At 31.7% G+C, this 18,065-nt stretch carries 17 protein-coding genes and 4 tRNA genes; 11 read left to right on the top strand and 10 right to left on the bottom strand.

Annotation, left to right across the window (positions count from 1 at the left end; translation table 11 throughout):
- Nucleotides 1-121 precede the first annotated feature (121 nt).
- The 3 genes from flgE to AJ881_RS04525 all read left to right on the top strand — a co-directional run bounded on the left by flgE (nt 122) and on the right by AJ881_RS04525 (nt 4,077).
- The gene (flgE, locus tag AJ881_RS04510) at nt 122-2,662 is read left to right on the top strand and encodes a flagellar hook protein FlgE (protein WP_070282620.1); all 2,541 of its coding nucleotides are present in this window, start codon (nt 122-124) and stop codon (nt 2,660-2,662) included.
- 248 nt (nt 2,663-2,910) lie between these two features.
- Nucleotides 2,911-3,294, top strand: a complete 384-nt coding sequence (queF, locus tag AJ881_RS04520; protein ID WP_044778580.1) for a preQ(1) synthase — start codon at nt 2,911-2,913, stop codon at nt 3,292-3,294.
- A 135-nt stretch (nt 3,295-3,429) separates the two neighbouring features.
- The gene (locus AJ881_RS04525) at nt 3,430-4,077 is read left to right on the top strand and encodes an outer membrane beta-barrel protein (RefSeq protein WP_070282622.1); all 648 of its coding nucleotides are present in this window, start codon (nt 3,430-3,432) and stop codon (nt 4,075-4,077) included.
- A 27-nt stretch (nt 4,078-4,104) separates the two neighbouring features.
- Here AJ881_RS04525 and AJ881_RS04530 read toward each other — a convergent pair whose 3' ends face one another.
- A complete protein-coding gene (locus tag AJ881_RS04530) occupies nt 4,105-4,734 on the bottom strand; it encodes a hypothetical protein (protein WP_002870446.1) in 630 nt (209 codons plus the stop codon).
- Nucleotides 4,735-5,053: 319 nt separating this feature from the next.
- Here AJ881_RS04530 and leuA point away from each other — a divergent pair, with 319 nt between their 5' ends.
- From leuA to leuD, 4 genes are read left to right on the top strand one after another with little or no spacing between them, the layout of a single operon-like run.
- Nucleotides 5,054-6,589: a 2-isopropylmalate synthase gene (leuA, locus tag AJ881_RS04535; protein WP_070282624.1), complete on the top strand. Its 1,536-nt coding sequence runs from the start codon at nt 5,054-5,056 to the stop codon at nt 6,587-6,589.
- On the top strand, nt 6,586-7,662 hold the full coding sequence (leuB, locus tag AJ881_RS04540; protein WP_070282625.1) for a 3-isopropylmalate dehydrogenase: 1,077 nt from the start codon (nt 6,586-6,588) through the stop codon (nt 7,660-7,662). Before leuA ends, leuB begins: the two co-directional genes overlap by 4 nt.
- Entirely contained in the window at nt 7,649-9,061 is a 1,413-nt protein-coding gene (gene leuC, locus AJ881_RS04545; RefSeq protein WP_079861333.1) for a 3-isopropylmalate dehydratase large subunit, read from the top strand. Before leuB ends, leuC begins: the two co-directional genes overlap by 14 nt.
- A 1-nt stretch (nt 9,062) precedes the next feature.
- Complete coding sequence (gene leuD, locus AJ881_RS04550) at nt 9,063-9,665, top strand: 3-isopropylmalate dehydratase small subunit (protein ID WP_052791657.1); 603 nt, start codon at nt 9,063-9,065, stop codon at nt 9,663-9,665.
- On the opposite strand, the gene AJ881_RS04555 is transcribed toward leuD, so the two are convergent.
- The 5 genes from AJ881_RS04555 to AJ881_RS04575 form a co-directional block, all read right to left on the bottom strand.
- On the bottom strand, nt 9,645-10,175 hold the full coding sequence (locus tag AJ881_RS04555) for a GNAT family N-acetyltransferase (protein WP_044779748.1): 531 nt from the start codon (nt 10,173-10,175) through the stop codon (nt 9,645-9,647). The two genes, leuD and AJ881_RS04555, sit on opposite strands and share 21 nt — an antisense overlap.
- Nucleotides 10,176-10,202: 27 nt before the next feature.
- Nucleotides 10,203-10,278 (bottom strand) — tRNA-Val (locus AJ881_RS04560).
- Nucleotides 10,279-10,281: 3 nt separating this feature from the next.
- Nucleotides 10,282-10,357 (bottom strand) — tRNA-Ala (locus AJ881_RS04565).
- A 138-nt stretch (nt 10,358-10,495) separates the two neighbouring features.
- Nucleotides 10,496-11,452 carry a glycosyl transferase family 90 gene (locus AJ881_RS04570; protein WP_052859149.1) on the bottom strand — a complete coding sequence of 319 codons (957 nt, stop codon included), beginning with the start codon at nt 11,450-11,452 and terminating at the stop codon, nt 10,496-10,498.
- Between the two features lie 112 nt (nt 11,453-11,564).
- Nucleotides 11,565-11,652 (bottom strand) — tRNA-Ser (locus tag AJ881_RS04575).
- Between the two features lie 135 nt (nt 11,653-11,787).
- On the opposite strand from AJ881_RS04575, the gene AJ881_RS04580 reads away from it, so the two are divergent.
- Nucleotides 11,788-11,864: transfer RNA gene (locus AJ881_RS04580), tRNA-Met, on the top strand.
- A gap of 13 nt (nt 11,865-11,877) precedes the next feature.
- On the opposite strand, the gene AJ881_RS04585 is transcribed toward AJ881_RS04580, so the two are convergent.
- The 3 genes from AJ881_RS04585 to AJ881_RS04595 are packed head-to-tail and all read right to left on the bottom strand — an operon-like array spanning nt 11,878 to nt 13,602.
- Entirely contained in the window at nt 11,878-11,976 is a 99-nt protein-coding gene (locus AJ881_RS04585; protein ID WP_002869298.1) for a hypothetical protein, read from the bottom strand.
- Entirely contained in the window at nt 11,973-13,043 is a 1,071-nt protein-coding gene (gene rlmN, locus AJ881_RS04590) for a 23S rRNA (adenine(2503)-C(2))-methyltransferase RlmN (RefSeq protein WP_070282627.1), read from the bottom strand. Before rlmN ends, AJ881_RS04585 begins: the two co-directional genes overlap by 4 nt.
- Nucleotides 13,044-13,065: 22 nt before the next feature.
- On the bottom strand, nt 13,066-13,602 hold the full coding sequence (locus AJ881_RS04595; RefSeq protein WP_002870453.1) for a purine-nucleoside phosphorylase: 537 nt from the start codon (nt 13,600-13,602) through the stop codon (nt 13,066-13,068).
- Nucleotides 13,603-13,681: 79 nt separating this feature from the next.
- On the opposite strand from AJ881_RS04595, the gene rsmA reads away from it, so the two are divergent.
- Genes rsmA through AJ881_RS04610 form a run of 3 tightly spaced genes read left to right on the top strand, consistent with a single transcriptional unit; the run spans nt 13,682 to nt 17,242 of the window.
- A complete protein-coding gene (gene rsmA / locus AJ881_RS04600) occupies nt 13,682-14,482 on the top strand; it encodes a 16S rRNA (adenine(1518)-N(6)/adenine(1519)-N(6))-dimethyltransferase RsmA (protein ID WP_002870454.1) in 801 nt (266 codons plus the stop codon).
- A complete protein-coding gene (locus AJ881_RS04605; protein WP_074497638.1) occupies nt 14,451-16,445 on the top strand; it encodes a ribonuclease J in 1,995 nt (664 codons plus the stop codon). The genes rsmA and AJ881_RS04605 overlap by 32 nt, the downstream gene beginning before the upstream one ends.
- Nucleotides 16,446-16,480: 35 nt before the next feature.
- The gene (locus tag AJ881_RS04610; RefSeq protein WP_002937493.1) at nt 16,481-17,242 is read left to right on the top strand and encodes a pseudouridine synthase; all 762 of its coding nucleotides are present in this window, start codon (nt 16,481-16,483) and stop codon (nt 17,240-17,242) included.
- Between the two features lie 110 nt (nt 17,243-17,352).
- Here AJ881_RS04610 and AJ881_RS04615 read toward each other — a convergent pair whose 3' ends face one another.
- Nucleotides 17,353-17,895 carry a hypothetical protein gene (locus AJ881_RS04615; RefSeq protein ID WP_070282629.1) on the bottom strand — a complete coding sequence of 181 codons (543 nt, stop codon included), beginning with the start codon at nt 17,893-17,895 and terminating at the stop codon, nt 17,353-17,355.
- Nucleotides 17,896-18,065 lie beyond the last annotated feature (170 nt).

Here is an 18,065-nt window from a genome sequence, read left to right on the forward strand (position 1 = left end):
AAAATTCATAAAAAATTTCAAAAGTTGGAACAGAACTTGCTTGTAAAACTTCACATAAACGCAAAAGTTTTTAAAGTCAAAGCGTTAAATTTTTAAAGCAATATTTTATAAAGGATTTAAGATGATGAGATCACTTTGGTCTGGCGTAAGCGGACTACAAGCACATCAAGTTGCGATGGATGTTGAAGGTAATAACATTTCAAATGTTAATACCACTGGTTTTAAATACTCTCGTGCAGATTTTGGAACTATGTTTAGCCAAACAGTAAAAATCGCTACAACTCCAACTGATGGAAGAGGCGGACAAAATCCACTTCAAATCGGTCTTGGCGTTTCAGTAAGTTCTACTACAAGAATTCACTCTCAAGGTTCAGTTCAAACTACAGATAAAAACACTGACGTTGCTATCAATGGTGATGGTTTTTTCATGGTAAGTGATGATGGCGGTCTTACAAACTATCTTACAAGAAGTGGGGATTTTAAACTTGATGCTTATGGAAATTTCGTTAATAACTCTGGTTTTGTTGTTCAAGGATGGAATATCAACTGGGATGATCAAACCATAGATAGCTCAAGAACTCCACAAAACATTTTCATCGATCCAGGTATGCATATCCCTGCAGCAAAATCAACCGAAGTAGCTATCAAAGCAAATTTAAATAGTGGTTTAAATATAGGAACTTCAAGTAGAAATCTTTATGGTCTTGACTCAGTTCATGGTTATAATACTAAAACCAACAAAGCTGAAGATGAAAACGATACTGGAACGACTCAGTTTTATACCACTTCTAAAAACTCGATTGAAGTAACTGAAAAAGGTGTGGATGCAGGATCGCTTTTTAACGCCAGTGGAACAGGGCTAAATTTAAGAGATGGTCAAGGAATTTGGGTTTCATACGCTGATGCAAAATATACTATCAATAAAACCGGAACAGCTTTTGATGAAAATAATAAAGCTAATCAAGGTGATACAGGCAATGGTGTAATTTTTTGGGGTAATAAAGATAATAAAGTAACTCTTGATATCACTATAAATGGAGTTAAAATTCAAAACTCAGACATACAAAGTCTTGATGATGCTATAGCTTATATCAACACTTTCACTGCACCAACTGATACTAGAGATGGAACGGGAGTAAAAGCGGTTAAAAAATCTGATGGAACAGGGTTTGAACTTGTTAATGATAATGCTGATGGCACCACAGACAATATGAAAAATATCGATTTAACTGTAAATCAAGCTAATACGGCAGGTGAATTACACTCTTTAACTTATGATAAAAATACGGATACATTTAAAGCTGCTTCCAAAAAAGCAAATGGAAATTCAAATTGGATAGATAACGCAAATGCTGTAGCTGGAACAACAGAAAGAGTTCAAGTTGTTACTGCGCATAAATATATTTATAGTTCAAATCCTGTAGATTTAGCTCCTATGTATAATCCTGATGGAGGTCCTGGTTTTGATGCTACAGGAGGAACTAATTTAACCGATCCTGCTTCTAAAAACTATAGAGATGCTCTTAATGGTGGACTTTTAAATACTACTGCAAGACAGTTTAGAACCACAGAAGATTTAAGAGAGCTTTTGCAAAGAGATGCTAGATATGGGGTAGACTATGATGGAGATGGTAAATTTAGCACAACTGGAGATGTAAACCAAGCTGTAAAAGTTGTGGTAAATGATACAGGGCATTTTGCTATCTCAAATGCTAAAGAAAATTCAACTATACCAGCAGGAGCAACAGGTAATAATGCTGCTATTGCAACTGGTACACCAAAAAATATGAGTTTTAATATCACTGCTTATTCTAATAAAGAAGGCACAGTGAGTACAAACGATGCTTTTACAGCTATCTTTAAAGCTTGGGATGGTCCTTTAGTAACGGGTGGATCGATCAAAGAAAGCGAACAACTTAAACTTTCATCTTTTTCAGCCGCACTTGATATCTATGATTCTTTAGGCTCAAAACACAGTCTTGAAGTACAGTTTGTAAAACAAAGTACCACTCAAGATGGGGGTAATGAATGGCAAATGATCATCCGTGTGCCAGAACCTGCAGAGATCAACACTACAGGAGAAGGTCCTACGAACATCATCGTGGGTAGTGCAAGATTTAACAACGATGGATCTTTGGCTAGCTATACACCAAAAACTATAAGCTTTTCACCAAACAATGGTGCTGCGCCAAATCAACAAATCAAACTTTCCTTTGGAACAAGCGGAAGCAATGACGGCCTTGTAAGCTCAAACTCTGCTTCAACTCTAACAGGACAAGCAACCGATGGTTATACTTCGGGTAACTTAAAACCTGATGCTATCCGCGTTGATGATAAAGGAAATATCTTAGGCGAATTTACCAATGGTAAAACTTTTGCAGTGGCAAAAATCGCTATGGCTTCAGTGGCTAATAACTCAGGTCTTGAGGAAATCGGCGGAAACCTTTTCAAAGTTACTGCAAATAGTGGTAATATCGTAGTAGGTGAAGCAGGAACAGGGGGTCGTGGTGAGATGAAAACCTCAGCTCTTGAAATGTCAAATGTGGATTTGAGCCGTTCTTTAACAGAACTTATCATTATCCAAAGGGGTTATCAAGCAAACTCAAAAACCATTTCAACCAGTGATCAAATGCTTCAAACCTTGATCCAGCTTAAACAATAATTTAAGCTTAGCATTCTATAAAATATTGTTTTTTGCTCCCTTAAAGGGAGCAAGCCTTGCTTTACAAGCCTATCTTGGTAGTCTTGTAATACTAGGCTTAGGCTTGAACTGCCTTCAATTTATTGCTAACTCACTCTTGCTAGGGGTGAGTTGCAATAAAATTGCATTTTCTTATCTGTATCATAATCGTTTTAAAAACTTATTTTGTTATAATTTTTGCTCGAAATTTAAATTTTTAAGGAAAATCTATGCGTTATGGTGAAAAAGAAATCAAAGAATTTGATGTAGAAAATATGGAAATTTGGCCAAATGATGCGAAAAATGACTATATCATTAAAATCACTTTGCCTGAATTTATGTGTTGTTGTCCGCGTTCGGGTTATCCTGACTTTGCGACGATTTATCTTGAATATATGCCTGATAAATTTGTGGTTGAGCTTAAGGCGATAAAGCTTTATATCAATACTTTTATGTATAGAAATGTTTCACATGAAGCAAGTATCAATGAAATTTACAATACTTTAAAAGATAAACTAAAACCAAAATGGATTAAAGTTGTGGGGGATTTTAACCCGCGTGGAAATGTGCATACGGTGATAGAATGTCGTAGTGATATAGTTGTTCCAAAATAATATTTGAGTAAAATATTCACATATTTTTATGTAAAGATTAAATATTTTATAAAAAATTCTTATTTAATCTTTGAAGAATATATAATATAAAAAGATATAAAATTTTTAGATCGAATTTTATTATAAGGAGTTAGGATGAATAAAAAATTATTAAGCATTGTCGCAAGTGCTACTTTGTTTTCAAATTTGGCTTTAGCAGATGAGAATTCTGGTTTTTTTATAGGTGCTGATGCAGCTTGGATGCATGCTCAAGTAAAAAGCGATCTTAAGCATAATGGGAATAAAAGTTCAGTGATCAATGGAGATATGATAGAAAATATTCCGGTTTTAGATTTGAAAATAGGATATCGTTTAAATCAACTTCATAGAATTTATTTTCTTTATGCTAATTCTGATGGCTTTGATGATTTTATTACAACTCCTCAGTTTAATATAGAAGCTGATTTTTCTATAAATAAATTTTTATTAGGTTATGATTTTACTCCAGAACTTTTTGAAAAAACAAGAGGAGTTTTAGGTGTGTATTCTGGTTATGCAAGAACAGATATTGATTTAAAAACTTCGCGTTTATCTTTATCTAAAAAATTTGATGGTTTTGTTTATGGAGTTAAAGCAGGTGCTATATATGAGCTAACTGAACACAATGAAATAGAACTAGGTGTTAAAGCTGAACAAATAAGATATAATTCTAGAAATTTTTATGAAAATAGCATCGGATCAAATTTTTATGATCCTAAACAAACAAACTATAGTATTTATTTAGGATATGCTTATAAATTTTAATAAAATGCAACTTAAAGTTGCATTTTATTAACCTCCACCGATAAAGTATTTTTCAACATCATCAAGTAATTTTTCACAAATTTGAGAATCTGTATTTTTTTCTACTATAAGATTTATATAAGTTTTAGTATCTCTAAAGCTTCCTGCTGATTTTGAATTTTCGCGAGTGAGTTTTTGAGTATCTCTAGTGTATTCTATATTGATGTTAAATTTTAGTGCAGCACTTGCTTCACCTAAATTCGTTTTTACTACTACATTCATTTTAGAAGCTTTAGCGAGTGTAGCTTGGGTTTTATTTATGATTTCTTTAAAGCGTTGGCAAGATCGTATGAGCGTAGCAATAAATTTGTTATCAAGTCCCTCATAAGCTACTTTGAGTTTGTTTTTGATATCTTTTGTACTTTCCTTTTCAGGGGCTACAAAAACCATGTAAAAACCATTTTTTATAGCTACATTGTCTGTTTTTACATCGCGTCCACTTGACATAACTTTAACATAAATGGCATTATCAAGATAAACACGATCTACCATAGGGCCATAAATTTCGTATTCTTTTTTTCGGACTATGACTTCACGAGCTAGGACATTTAATTTCACATTGGCTTCGTGGATAACAGGTTCCATTTCTTTTTTAATCTCTAAGAGTTCTTTTAACATCAACATCCTTTTTGTTACTTAAAATTACAATTATATCAATAATTTTCTTAATTTAAGAATTTTACAAACACATTTACTAAAAATATGATACATTAGGAATTAATTTTAACAAAGGAGGAAAAGATGAAACAAATTTTTAAAATTTCAAATTCAGTCCAACAAAAAAGTAAAGATACTTTTAATCTACTACTGCAACTCTCACTTTAAAACTCAATTTTATTTTTAATCATTTTTTATATTTTTAAGTTTTTATCATTGTTGTCAAGTTTTTGAATTTTTTTAAATTCATTTAGTTTGTTTGGTTTTAAAGGATTAAATCATGAAAGATAATAAAATCATAATCTTTGATACCACTTTGCGTGATGGAGAACAAGCTTTAGGCAGTTCTTTAGGTATCAATCAAAAATTACAAATCGCTTTAGCGCTTGAAAATTTAGGCGTAGATATTATAGAAGCAGGTTTTCCGGTATCTTCACAAGGGGATTTTAAAGCGGTACAAAAGATCGCTTCTAAGGTTAAAAACTCAACTATTTGTGCGCTTTCTAGGGCATTGGATAAAGATATAGATATGGCTTATGAAGCTTTAAAAGTGGCAAAGCATTTTAGAATTCATACTTTTATAGCCACTTCGACTTTGCATATACAAGATAAATTAAAAAAAGATTTTGATGAAATTTTGTCTATGGCAAAAAGAGCGATTATAAGAGCAAGATCTTATACTGATGATGTAGAATTTTCATGCGAAGATGCAGGAAGAACTCCTATAGATAATCTTTGTTTTATGGTGGAAAATGCGATAAAAGCAGGTGCTAAAACTATAAATATCCCAGATACTGTGGGCTATACCTTGCCAAGTGAATTTGCTAATATCATCAAAATTTTATTTAACAAAGTGCCAAATATAGACAAAGCTATCATTTCTGTGCATTGTCACAATGACTTAGGTATGGCAACGGGTAATAGCTTAAGTGCTATTTTACAAGGTGCAAGACAGATAGAGTGCACTATAAATGGACTTGGTGAAAGGGCGGGCAATTGTGCTTTAGAAGAAGTGGTTATGGCAATAAAAACTAGGAAAGATTATTTAAAAGGTTTTTATACTGATATTAAATGTGAAAATATCTCTAAAACTTCAAAATTAGTTTCAGCTATTACTAATGAAAGCATACCTTCGCATAAAGCTATAGTGGGTAGCAATGCGTTTTCTCATAGTTCTGGCATTCATCAAGATGGAGTGCTTAAAAATAGGCAAACTTACGAGATCATAAGCCCTAGTGCTATAGGAATTCATGAAAATCGTATGTTAATGACGGCAAGAAGCGGAAGAGCTATGATAAAAACTTGCCTTGAAAATTTAGGCTATGATGAAAATACTTATAATTTAGATGATGTTTATGAGCGTTTTTTACGCCTTGCGGATAAAAAGGGTCAAGTGTATGATTATGATTTGGAAGCTTTGATGTTTTTAAGCTATGAAAATGAAGAAGAAAATGAATTTATACTTGAAAAATTAAGCGTGATTAGTGGCAATATCCCAACAGCTTGTGTTTGTATGCGTATCAAAGAAGAGCTAAAAACTGAAGCTTGCACAGGAAATGGTCCTGTTGAAGCAGTTTTTAATTGTATTGCTAGGATAACAAATTTAAAGCCTGTGCTAAAAGCTTATAGTATCAATGCAAAAAGTTCAGGGGTAGATGCTCAAGGACAAGTGGATGTAGATTTGGAATTTAAAGGGAGAAAATTCCATGGAAAAGGACTTTCAACAGATGTTATAGAAGCTTCAGCGCAGGCTTTTGTGAGTGCTTACAATGCGATTTATCGCTCTTTAAAAGTAGAAGAAAGGAAAATGGCATGAAAACTTATAAAGTAGCTATCCTAGCAGGAGATGGTATAGGACCTTTGGTAATGAAAGAAGCTTTAAAAATTTTAACTTTTATTGAGCAAAAATACAATTTTAATTTTGAATTTAACGAAGCTAAAATAGGTGGTGCAAGTATAGATGCTTATGGAGTGGCTTTAAGTGATGAAACTTTAAAGCTTTGTGAGCAAAGTGATGCGATTTTATTTGGTTCTGTGGGTGGACCTAAGTGGGATAATTTGCCCATAGATCAAAGACCTGAAAGAGCCTCGCTTTTGCCTTTAAGAAAGCATTTTAATTTGTTTGCAAATTTGCGTCCTTGTAAAATTTATGAAAGTTTAACTCATGTTTCACCTTTAAAAAATGAGATTATCCAAAAAGGAGTGGATATTTTATGTGTTAGAGAACTTACAGGTGGGATTTATTTTGGTAAGCAAGATTTAGGCAAAGAAAGTGCGTATGATACTGAAATTTACACTAAAAAAGAGATAGAAAGGATAGCTCATATCGCTTTTGAAAGTGCAAGAATAAGAAAGAAAAAAGTGCATTTAATCGACAAGGCGAATGTTTTAGCAAGTTCTATTTTATGGCGAGAAGTGGTGGCAAATGTTGCAAAAGATTATCAAGATATAAACTTAGAGTACATGTATGTGGATAATGCTGCGATGCAGATTGTAAAAAATCCTAGCATTTTTGATGTTATGCTTTGTTCAAATCTTTTCGGTGATATTTTGAGTGATGAGTTAGCTGCCATTAATGGATCTTTAGGTTTGTTAAGTTCAGCAAGTTTAAACGATAAAGGTTTTGGACTTTATGAGCCAGCAGGTGGAAGTGCGCCTGATATAGCTCATTTAAATATAGCCAATCCCATAGCTCAAATTTTAAGTGCGGCTTTGATGTTAAAGTATAGTTTCAAAGAAGAACAAGCCGCACAGGATATAGAAAATGCTATATCTTTGGCATTGGCACAAGGAAAAATGACTAAGGATTTAAATGCTAAGTCGTATTTAAATACTGATGAAATGGGGGATTGTATTTTAGAAATTTTAAAGGAGAATAATAATGGCTAAAACTTTATATGAAAAAGTCTTTGATGCTCATGTGGTTTATGAAGGCAAAAACGAACTTCCTATACTTTATATCGATAGGCATTTAATCCATGAAGTAACAAGTCCTCAAGCATTTTCAGGGCTTAAAATGGCTAAGCGTAGAATGGCAAGAGCGGATTTAACTTTAGCTACTATAGATCATGATGTTTCAACTAAAAGTGTGGATTTAAATGCTTGCTCTGATATGGCAAAAGAGCAAATTACAACTTTGATGCAAAATACTAAGGAATTTGGAGTAAGGCTTTTAGGACTTGGAGATAAAAATCAAGGCATAGTTCATATAGTAAGTCCTGAGCTTGGCTTTACTTTGCCTGGAGTTACTTTAGTTTGTGGGGATTCTCATACGGCAACACATGGGGCTTTTGGAGCTTTAGCCTTTGGTATAGGCACGAGTGAAGTAGAGCATGTCATGGCAACGCAAACTTTAAAACAAGTCAAACTTAAAACTATGAAAATCGAATGTAAAGGGCAGTTTCAAAAAGGTGTTTATGCTAAGGATTTGATTTTGTATTTGATCGCACAATACGGCACGGCAAAAGGCACGGGCTATGCTATAGAATTTTGCGGAGAACTTATAAGAAATTTAAGTATGGAAGCTAGAATGACTCTTTGTAATATGGCTATAGAATTTGGAGCGAAAGTAGGTATGATAGCTCCTGATGAGATCACTTTTGAGTATATTAAGGGAAAGGAATTTGCACCTAAAGGAGAAGAATTTCAAAAGTATTGTGAGTATTGGAAGAGTTTAAGAAGTGATGAAGGAGCAAAATATGATGAGAGTATTACTCTAGATGTAAGCAAGATACAACCACAAATTAGCTATGGAACAAATCCTTCGCAAGTGATTGGCATAGATGAAAAAATTCCAAAAATAAGTGATTTTAAAAATCAAAGTGAGCAAAAATCTTTACTTGATGCTTTATCTTATGTAAATTTAGAGCAAGATCAAGTTATAGAAGGGGTAAAAATCGACATTGTATTTATAGGATCTTGCACAAATGGGCGTTTAGAAGATCTTAAAATAGCCGCAGATATCTTAAAAGGGCGCAAAATTCATAAAAATGTTAAAGCTTTAATCGTGCCTGGTTCAATGCAAGTAAGAAAAGAAGCTGAAAATTTAGGACTTGATAAGATTTTTATCGAGGCAGGGTGTGAGTGGAGATATGCAGGGTGTTCTATGTGTCTTGGTATGAATGATGACAAAGCAAATTCAGGTCAAAGAGTTGCTTCAACTTCAAATCGTAACTTTGTAGGCAGACAAGGTAAAGGTTCTATCACTCATTTGATGAGTCCTGCAAGTGCGGCAGCTTGTGCCATAGAAGGTGTTATTTGTGATAATAGAAAGTATTTAGGAGTTTAATATGCAAAAATTTATTATACATAAAGGTATAGCTTGTCCTTTAGAATATGCTAACATAGATACAGATCAAATTATACCTAAACAATTTTTACTTGCAGTGTCTAAGCAAGGTTTTGGTAGGCATTTGTTCCATGATTTGCGTTATTTAGATGATAAAGAAAGTGTTTTAAATATGGATTTTAATCTTAACAAAAAAGAATATCAAAATAGCTCTATTTTGGTGAGTTTTGAAAATTTTGGTAGTGGCTCTTCAAGAGAGCATGCGCCTTGGGCTTTGGTTGATTATGGTATTAGAGCTATTATCGCACCTTCTTTTGCGGATATTTTTAAAAACAATGCCTTAGGAAATGGTTTACTTACCATAGAACTTGCTAAAGATGAGGTTTTGGAAATAGTTGATGAGTTAAAAAAATCCCAAGATAAAAATATAGAAATTTCTTTGTTGGAAAAAAGAGTATTTTTTAAAGATAAGATTTTTTCTTTTGATTTAGATGATTTTCACAGAATTTGTCTTTTGGAAGGACTTGATAATATAGCTTTAACTTTAAAACATGAAGCACAAATCAAAGCCTATGAGAAAAACTCAAAAAGCTTTTTGGTTTAGAATTTTTTCATAAGCTAAAAAAGGATCTTGGTAATTGGGTATGTCAAAATTTCCACAAAAATTAAAATCGAGCTTTTTAAAAAGCGAATTCATAGGAAAATTTTTACTATGAGTATCTGCTCTTAAACTTGCCTTGTGATTTTCCAAGGCAAAATTTTCGCAAAAATTTAAAAGTTTTTGTGCTACGCCTTTGCCCTTTGCCTTTTGTTTGACGGCTAAACGGTGTAGATAAAAGGCTTTATCATCATAATTTTTGTTAAAAATAACTTGTTTATAAAATTCAGGTTCAAATTTTTCATTGATACAGATAAAGCCTAAAATTTCATCATTTTCTTTAAACACATAAAGTTCTTGTGCTTGTATATCTTCTTGAAAAACTATTTCATTGGGATAATTCTCATCCCATTGGTGAAAATTCATAGCTTTCATAGCATTTAAAGCATCTTTTGTGATTTCAAGTATAGAATTTAAATCTTTATGGATGGCTTTTTGTATGATAGTGTTTTGCATGATAATCCTTTGTATAAGGAAGGGTGATGGTGGCTCCGATTGGACTTGAACCAACGGCCACTACCATGTCAAGGTAGTGCTCTACCAGCTGAGCTACGGAACCATATGGTGGAGCATAGCGGGTTCGAACCGCTGACCCCAACGCTGCCAGCGTTGTGCTCTCCCAGCTGAGCTAATGCCCCTTTATAAGTCTGAGATTTTATCGCAATATTACTTGTTTTTGGCTGAAAACTAAAATCAAATTTTTAATTTATGATGTAATATATGTATAAAAAGATTTATTTTTATGAAAAATTAGAGAATTAATGAGAGTAATTTTACTATTTGATTAATTCTAAAATATCTCTTTTTTTGTTAAGTTCAAGTTGTCTAGAATAATAAAAATATTTGGTCAAAACCAAAATTCCTATATGGAATTCTTTTTTCTTATCTAAAAATTTCTTAATATATTGATGAGCATTATTAATAATTTCCAATGCATCTTTTGGGCGACTTTTAAAATATTCAATTACTGCTGACAAATTCTCATTATCAATCAAAGCAAAGTGATAATTTGGTTTTAAAGTTCCTTCCATAAACCAAGTTTCGCAAGTTATTTTTGGAGCTAAAACTAAAGAATTAGAATTCATAGCCCATTTTAAGTTGCTTGCTACATCGTTACCCTCTAAAGAAATTATAAATTTATACTTCATTTGTTCTTTTTTATTTAAAAAGTTTTTTTTCCATTGGCTAGATTGTTTTGAAGTATCTCCTATATCGCAAAAAGTTCTACCAAAATAAGAATCAAAAAATTCTTTTCTATGTTTTTGAAATACTGCTCCTCTAAATATTGCTATATCCTTTTTATTTTCATAGTTTATGTTATCTTTTAAAAAGCAAAAATGCCTATTTTTATCAAGTTTTAATAAAATATTATTTATATTATTTTCCAAAGATCTTGATTTGCAAATAGTTGCTTCTTTAAAAGTATGTCTTACATCGCCAAATTCTTTATTCCATAAAAATTCATCTTTAAAGTATTTACTGATTTCATAAGCATCAAAAGCATAAGAGGTGTCTTTAAAAGGAAATTTTCCTATTTTTTCCTTTGCTGTAGGTGTAAAAAATTCATTTATTTGATTATAATATTTAACTCGAGTTTGTATTTCTTCTAAGTCTTTAATATTGTATTTTAAAATATCATTAAAAATTTTATCTAAATTTATTTGAAAAAAATATCTTGGTATAAAAGATATTCCTATTCCTTTTAAATTCATCAAAAGTCTTGATTGTAGCATTATAAAAAACCTAATAAATAAAATTTTTAATATTTTATCAAAAATTTAAGAATTTGTAAACAATAAAATAACTTTTGACAAAACAATAATTTTTAAATATTAAAAATAAGAATGGCAGACAGGAAGGGATTCGAACCCTCGAAAGCTTGCACTTTACACGCGTTCCAGGCGTGCTCCTTCAACCGCTCGGACACCTGTCTATGAAATAAAGCGTTCATTATATCTATAAAAGCTTTAAAAATAAAGAAATTTTTTAAATATTGAAAATAAAATTATTTTTTAAAAAAATCAGAAAATTTTTAGTAAAAAGTAGTATAATTATATTTTTATTTTTAGTCAGGGTAGCTCAGCTGGTTAGAGCGCTGGTCTCATAAGCCGGAGGTCGGGAGTTCAAGTCTCCCCCTTGACACCATTAAATGTAATAATTATTTTTTTTCTTTTGTTACTACAAAAACAATTCCACCAAAACCTATAATCACAACAGCTGTTATAAAAACGATTTCAAAAATATCTAACATTGTCATTGTTCTTTTGCCCTTTCTTTAAGCTGTCCACAAGCAGCTGAAATGTCAAGCCCTTTACTTTCTCTTATAGTGCAAGTTACACCTTTATTACTGAGTAAATCTTGGAATTTAATCGCATTTTCTAAACTAGGGCGTTTATATAAACTTCCTTCATGTGGATTAAAGAGTATTAAATTCACTTTAGCTTTAATGCCGTTTAAAAGCTTGACTAATTCTTTAGCGTGTTCAAGCTTATCATTGATACCATCAATTAAAAGATATTCAAACATTACCCTTTTTCTTTGATCTATAGGAAATTCACGCACCGCATCCATAATCGCAGCGATATTATAAGCTTTATTGATAGGCATAAGCTCAGTTCGAAGCTCATCATTAACCGCATGCAATGATATAGCAAGTAAAACACCTAAATTCATTTGACCTAATTCTTTGATTTGTTTTGCTAAACCGCTAGTGCTGATGGTTTGACGGCGAGGACTTATGGCAAGCCCCTCATTTTGCGCTAAAATTTTTACCGCTTTAGAAACATTTTTAAGATTATCCAAAGGCTCGCCCATACCCATATATACTATATTTACACGGCGTTCATAAGGGATATTGTTTTGTTTCTTTATCCATAAAATTTGTCCGACTATCTCACCTGCACTTAAATTTCTTTTCAAACCACTCTTGGCAGTAAGACAAAAACTACATCCGCTTTTACAACCTACTTGAGAAGAAACACAGATAGTATATCTCGCATGAGAAATTCTTTTGCCTTCTGTGTCTATTTTTTCTTCTTTCATAGGCAAAAGCACACTTTCTACCCTTAAACCATCGATAAGTTCAAAAAGATATTTTATACTTCCATCTTTGCTTTGCTCATTTTTAACGCATTTTACAGGAGAAAAATGAAAATTTTGCGCAAGTTCTAAACGTAGATCTTTTGGTAAACTTGACATATCGGAAAAATCATTGGCGTATTTTTGATAAATCCATTGATAAATTTGTTTCACGCGAAACATCGGTTTGATTTTTTCTCCTAATTCTTCAGGTAAAAAATCTAAAATATTAACAAGCTCTTTCAAAATTATTTTCCTTTTTGAATTTTTAAATATAATGATATTTTTTTAAGTATTCTTCTAATTTTTCTTTTGCCTTTTGATGATTTTTTATAAAATCTTCGTGAGCGTTTTCATTACAAAAATTTGTTGCGCATAAAATACACTCTGCATCAATATTTAAATTTTTAGCTACACTTAAAACAGAAAAAGCTTCCATATTTTCTGCAAAAAAACCTAATTTCGAAAATTCTTTTGCTGCTTTTGAATTTTGACAAATGTAATTTGAAGAATTGATTTTGATTGTTTCACGAGAAACATTTTCTTTTTCTAAGCAAATTTCATATTTTGCAGGAGTATAAAAAGCATGTGAAATTTTAGAAAATTCTACATTAAAAGCACATGAACTTCTATAAATTTCTAAAATTTCCCCCTTATCATAAAGCCCACAAGTTCCTATAAATATGAGTTTTGATGGTTTTTCTTTTAAGCAAAGTTGACCCAAATGAAAAGCTGATTCAACCAAACCTATACCTATAGCTTTTGCAAAAGAAAAATTTTCATTTCCACCCGCACAAACAATCATTTTGATCCTTATGAAATTTTACAAAAATAATTCTACCTAAAAAGACTTAATTAAGAATTTTTAGATAAAATTATTTCTTATGGTTAAAGCAAAAAAACAATACGGACAAAATTTTTTAATCGATAAAAGCGTATTAGCAAAAATCATCCAAGCCATACCCAAAGAGATGAACAATATCATTGAGATTGGGCCTGGCTTAGGTGATTTAACGCAAGAACTTTTAAAAATTTCTCAAGTAAAAGCTTATGAAATCGATAATGATCTCATACCTATTTTAAAAAAGAAATTTCAAAAAGAACTTGAATGTGGAAAATTTAACTTGATCCATCAAGACGCAAGCGAAGCTTTTAATCCTAGTCTTGATGAAAAACCATATTTTTTGGTTGCAAATTTGCCTTATTATGTTGCAAGTCACATTATATTAAAAGCTTTAGAAGATAAAAATTGTCTAGGGCTTATTGTAATGGTGCAAAAAGAAATGGCTGAAAAATTCTGCGCTAAAGAAGGAAATAGTGAGTTTTCTTCCTTAGGTGTTTTAAGTGCAATGATTTGCGAAAGAAAAATACTTTTTGATGTTGATCCACAATGTTTTAATCCTCCACCAAAAGTTATGTCAGCGGTGATGAGTTTGATTAAAACTAAGGATTTTGATGAACTTTGCGAAATAGAAAATTTCAAAAATTTTCTAAAAGACTGTTTTAAAGCTCCTAGAAAACAACTCTTAGGAAATTTAAAAACATATAAAGCAAAAGTTTTAGAAGTTTTAAGCACCCTTGGCTTAAAAGAAAACATCAGACCACATGAAATTTGCGTTGATTCATACCTTAAAATTTATGACAAATTAAAGGATGAATATGGACGAAAACAAAGAGATAAATAAAAACGAACAAAATCCGAACTCAAATTCAAAAAACAATAAACGCTATAAATATAAAAATCGCAGAAAAAAATTAGCCGATTCTTTGCAAAATGAAAATGATACTCCAAAAATTGATCAAAATTCTAACAAGGAAATTTCTGAAAACTCAGAGAATAAAACTGAGAAAAAAAAGAAAAAAAATCGCAATCTTCCTTCAAAACTCACAGGCAATGAAGATTGGCAAATCGCTCTTGCAGAATGTATAGAAGCTAACCGTGTTTCACATGAAAGCCGCTTACACCCTTTAAAATATAATAATTCTAGCGAACATAAAATCCGCATTACTCCTTTAGGAGGCTTAGGGGAAATTGGTGGAAATATTAGCGTTTTTGAAACCAATAAAGATGCAATCATAATAGATATAGGTATGAGTTTTCCTGATGGAACTATGCATGGGGTAGATATTATCATTCCTGATTTTGATTATGTAAGAAAAATTAAAGATAAAATTCGTGGTATAGTGATTACCCATGCACACGAAGATCATATCGGTGCGGTGCCTTATTTCTTTAAAGAATTTCAATTTCCTATCTACGCTACACCTTTGGCTTTAGGAATGATTTCAAACAAATTTGAAGAACATGGCTTAAAAGCAGAACGTAAATGGTTTCGTCCTGTAGAAAAACGCAAAGTTTATGAGATAGGTGAATTTGATATAGAGTGGATTCACATCACGCATTCTATCATTGATGCTTCAGCACTTGCGATCAAGACAAAAGCAGGAACGATTATCCACACAGGTGATTTTAAAATCGATCAAACTCCAATCGATGGCTATCCAACAGACTTAGGGCGTTTGGCGCATTATGGAGAAGAAGGGGTTTTATGTCTTTTAAGCGATAGTACAAATTCCTATAAAGAAGGCTATACAAAAAGTGAAAGCTCCGTAGGACCAACTTTTGATCAAATTTTTGCACGCACCAAAGGCAGGGTGATCATGAGCACCTTTAGTTCTAATATCCACCGCGTTTATCAAGCTATCACTTATGGTTTAAAATACGGTAGAAAAGTTTGTGTGATCGGTCGTTCTATGGAAAGAAATCTTTATACCACTATGGAATTAGGCTACATCAAACTTGATAGAAAAATTTTCATCGATGCTGATGAAGTAAGCAAATATAAAGACAATGAAGTGCTTATCGTAACTACAGGAAGTCAAGGCGAAACCATGAGTGCGCTTTATAGAATGGCAACAGATGAGCATAAATTTATAAAAATCAAACCTACAGATCAAGTGATCATTTCAGCTAAAGCCATACCAGGAAATGAAGCAAGTGTTTCTGCGGTGCTTGATTATCTTTTAAAAGCAGGAGCTAAAGTAGCGTATCAAGAATTTAGTGAAATTCATGTAAGCGGACACGCTAGTATAGAAGAACAAAAGCTTATGCTAACCCTTACTAAGCCTAAATTTTTCCTACCAGTTCATGGAGAATACAATCACATCACCAAACACAAAGAAACAGCGATGAAATGCGGTATTCCTGAAAGAAATATCTATCTTATGAGTGATGGTGATCAAGTAGAACTTTGCCAAAAATATGTTAAACGCATAAAAACCGTAAAAACAGGTAAAGTTTTTGTGGATAATCAAATCAACAAACAAATCGCCGATGATGTAGTTATAGATCGCCAAAAACTTGCAGATAGTGGTATAGTGGTTATTATCGCACAAATTGACAAAGCTACAAAAACACTGATCAACAAACCAAGAGTATTTAGCTATGGGCTAGTAGCTGACAAACACGATCATGCTTTTAGCAAAGATATGGCTGAAGTTTTAGGACAATTTTTCATCAATGTTAAAGATGAAGTACTCAATGATCCAAGATTTTTAGAAAATCAAATCCGCCAAGTTTTAAGAAAACATATCTTTAGAAAGATTAAAAAATACCCAACCATAGTTCCAACTATTTTTGTAATGTAAAAAAGGGCAAAAACGCCCTTTTTAAGGAAGAACAAATGAGAATTAATAAATTTATATCCCATAACACCCGCTATTCACGCCGTGAAGCTGATGAACTTATTAAACAAGGCTTAGTAAAAATAAACAACAAAATTGCCCTTTTAAGTGATGAAGTTAAATTTGATGATAAAGTCTTTGTTAAAGGTAAAAGAGTACAAAAAAGAACGCAATTTAGCGTGATAATCTACCATAAACAAAAAGGTGAAATTGTCAGTAAAAAAGACGATCGTGGAAGAAAAACTATATACGATACCTTGCCAAGACAATTTAGTACTTGGCTTAGTGTAGGCAGACTGGATTATGCAAGTGAAGGCTTGCTTTTGCTTACAGATTCTCCTGTGATTGCCGATGCTTTAATGCATAGCGATTTAGAAAGAGAATACTACCTTAAAGTTAAAGGTACGGTGAGCAAACAAGTCATCGAAGCGATGCAAAATGGACTTGAGATTAAAAACGAAAAAAAAGGCGCACATGCAAAAACTAAAATTACCTCTATGAGTTTTGCTCCTTTTATAGACTTTGAAATTTTTGGATCAAGTGGAGGTTATACTAAGCTTAGAGTAGTTATAAATGAAGGTAAAAATAGAGAACTTAGACGATTTTTTGGACATTTTGATCTTGAAGTCATGGATCTTAAGCGTGTTGCTTTTGGAGCATTAGATCTTGGTATGTTAAAGGCTGGAAAACATCGCTATTTAGAAAATGGAGAATATGAAAAACTAAGAGATTTTTTGAAAATGAATAATATATATTATTAATTTTTTATAGGTTATTTTAATTTGAAGGGAGATTAAAATAAAAGACTTTAAATTATTTTAAAATTTTTGTAATTTATGTGAAGATGGACAAATTTAACTTAAATTGTTTTTTACATAAAATAAAAATCTTTTTCTATTTCTCTGCAAATTTGACTTTTGCAATGTAATTCTTTTTTATATTTTTTCAAAATTTCAAAAGTACTTGAGATAAAAATGCCAAAACCACATTCTTTGACATACTTAAAAACATTTTCAAATTCTTTTTGTGAAATATTGTTTAAATTTGCATTGAATTCTAAATCTTTGCTTACGATATTAAGTTGTGAGTTGAATTTAGCTCCTTGTATTTTTCCTTCATAATTTAAAGAATATTTTTGTAAAGCAAGTTTAATAAAATTATTATTTTTTTGATGTTTGTTAAGAGTGTTTTTTAAAATGTTGCCAATTTGAATATCTTTTGCATAGACATTTATTTTTCCAAAATCTTCTTTGAAATTACTGTAAATAATTCTAAGATTTTCAGTATAAGCAAGAATAAAAATTTCGTCGCCTACAAAAAAATTTTTAATATCGCAAACTATCTTTTTGTCTTTAATGTTACATTGATAATCTGCAGCACCTACTCTAGCACCACGTATTCCATAAAATTGCAAAATATCATAAACTAGGCATAAAAATAAGTTCTTTATCTCTACTATAAGGATCTTTAAGAGAATTTAATCCTTTATTGATGCAGGTTAGTGAATTTTCAAGGTTTACGCCAAAGGCAAAAGTGCAAAACGTTAAAATGTAAAAGATGAATTTTATGCTTTTTCCTTAAGTA

The organism is Campylobacter sp. BCW_6460, assembly GCF_001762705.1.
In the GTDB taxonomy this organism is placed as follows: Bacteria; Campylobacterota; Campylobacteria; order Campylobacterales; family Campylobacteraceae; genus Campylobacter_D; species Campylobacter_D jejuni.